The following is a 2,500-nucleotide window of genomic DNA, read 5'->3' on the forward strand; positions in this document are numbered from 1 at the left end:
TGGTTGCGGGGGTAGGATTTGAACCTACGACCTTCAGGTTATGAGCCTGACGAGCTACCGGGCTGCTCCACCCCGCGAGAGTATTGCGTTTTTTGCGCGGTGCAATGATCCGCTTTGGCCCCGAGGGCATTGTGATGCGATCGGGGGTTTTCATCGTTTAGAGAGAACTTTGTTTGTCGCTTCTTTCTAGGTTTGGCGGTGACCTACTCTCCCACGTCTTGAGACGCAGTACCATTGGCGTGTCAGCCCTTAACGGCCGAGTTCGGGATGGGATCGGGTGTTTAGCCGGCGCTATGACCACCAAACCGAGGAAGAAGCGTTGTCCAAGTCAGTATTTATGCGTGCTTTTGCTTTGAGCCTTGCTGCTACTGGATCAAATCAAGCCAATCGGGCAATTAGTACCGGTCAACTGAACGCATTGCTGCGCTTACATCTCCGGCCTATCGACGTGGTGGTCTTCCACGGCCCTCAAGGGATACCTAGTTTTGAAGGGGGCTTCACGCTTAGATGCCTTCAGCGTTTATCCTGTCCGCTCATAGCTACCCAGCACTGCCGTTGGCACGACAACTGGTCCACCAGTGGAGCGTTCACCCCGGTCCTCTCGTACTAGGGGCAACTCTTCTCAAGTATCCTACACCCACGGCAGATAGGGACCGAACTGTCTCACGACGTTCTAAACCCAGCTCACGTACCTCTTTAAATGGCGAACAGCCATACCCTTGGGACCTGCTCCAGCCCCAGGATGAGATGAGCCGACATCGAGGTGCCAAACGATGCCGTCGATATGGACTCTTGGGCATCATCAGCCTGTTATCCCCAGAGTACCTTTTATCCGTTGAGCGATGGCCCTCCCACTTGGGACCACCGGATCACTATGGCCGACTTTCGTCTCTGCTCGACTTGTCAGTCTTGCAGTCAGGCTGGCTTCTGCCATTGCACTCAACGACCGATTTCCGACCGGTCTGAGCCAACCTTCGCGCGCCTCCGTTACACTTTGGGAGGCGACCGCCCCAGTCAAACTCCCCACCATGCAGGGTCCCGGACCCGGATAACGGGCCGCGGTTAGACATCAAGAGTGCGAAGGGTGGTATCTCAAGGGAGGCTCCACGGGAACTGGCGTCCCCGCTTCAAAGCCCACCACCTATCCTGCACATCACAATCCTGATGCCAGTGCAAAGCTAGAGTAAAGGTTCATGGGGTCTTTCCGTCTAACCGCGGGTAGTGTGCATCTTGACACACAGTTCAATTTCGCTGAGTCCACGTTTGAGACAGCGGGGAGATCGTTACGCCATTCGTGCAGGTCGGAACTTACCCGACAAGGAATTTCGCTACCTTAGGACCGTTATAGTTACGGCCGCCGTTTACTGGGGCTTCAATTCGGAGCTTGCACCCCTCCTTTTAACCTTCCAGCACCGGGCAGGCGTCAGACTGTATACGTCGTCTTACGACTTCGCACAGCCCTGTGTTTTAAGTAAACAGTCGCCACCCCCTAGTTTGTGCCCCCCACCCACAGTTGCCTGCGAATGGGGCCTCCTTCTCGCGAACTTACGGAGGCATTTTGCCGAGTTCCTTAAACGTGGTTCTCTCAAGCGCCTTGGTATACTCTACCAGTCCACCTGTGTCGGTTTCGGGTACGGTCTCATGGAGGGTTATTTCCAGGGACCTCTAAGCAGCCCGTTCAATCCGATAAGAACGAACTACCCTCGAGATCCGTCACATCCTCCTGGCCCAGGAATATTAACCTGGTTCCCATCGACTACGCCTTTCGGCCTCGCCTTAGGGGCCGGCTTACCCTGCTCAGATTAGCTTTAAGCAGGAACCCTTGGACTTTCGGCGAGAGGGTCTCTCACCCTCTTTGTCGCTACTCATGTCAACATTCTCACTTCTGATCACTCCACCGGTTGCCTTACAGCCCGGCTTCACAGTCAGAACATTGCCTCCAATCTCCCCGAAGGGATGAAGGAGGCAGCGTTCTATATCACAGAACGCTCCGCTACCACGCACATCACTGTGCATCCAAAGCTTCGGCTCGTGGCTTGAGCCCCGTTACATCTTCGCCGCAGGATCTCTTAGCTAGACCAGTGAGCTGTTACGCTATCTTTAAAGGATGGCTGCTTCTAAGCCAACCTCCTGGTTGTTTTGGAAATCCCACATGCTTTCCCACTTAGCCACGAATTGGGGGCCTTAGCTGTTGGTCAGGGTTGTTTCCCTCTTCACGACGGACGTTAGCACCCGCCGTGTGTCTCCCGGATAGTACTCTACGGTATTCGGAGTTTGGTTAGGCTCAGTAAGTCTGTGGGACCCCATCACCCATCCAGTGCTCTACCCCCGTAGGTATTCGTCCGAGGCGCTACCTAAATAGCTTTCGCGGAGAACCAGCTATCTCCGAGTTTGATTGGCCTTTCACCCCTAGCCACACGTCATCCGGACCCTTTTCAACGGGTGTCGGTTCGGACCTCCAGTACGTGTTACCGTACCTTCATCCTGCACATGGCTAGAT

The 2,500-nt window shown here is 54.8% G+C and carries 1 tRNA gene and 2 rRNA genes (1 of these 3 cut by a window edge); all 3 read right to left on the reverse strand.

The features are described 5' to 3' along the window. A tRNA-Met gene (locus tag N3C64_RS15180) sits at nucleotides 1–77 on the reverse strand. A gap of 113 nt (nucleotides 78–190) precedes the next feature. Further along, a 5S ribosomal RNA gene (rrf, locus tag N3C64_RS15185) occupies nucleotides 191–305 on the reverse strand. 69 nt (nucleotides 306–374) lie between these two features. Next, nucleotides 375–2,500 (reverse strand): 23S ribosomal RNA (locus tag N3C64_RS15190) (it continues 703 nt past the right edge of the window).

Source organism: Sedimentimonas flavescens, assembly GCF_025154035.1.
GTDB lineage: Bacteria > Pseudomonadota > Alphaproteobacteria > Rhodobacterales > Rhodobacteraceae > Rhodobacter > Rhodobacter flavescens.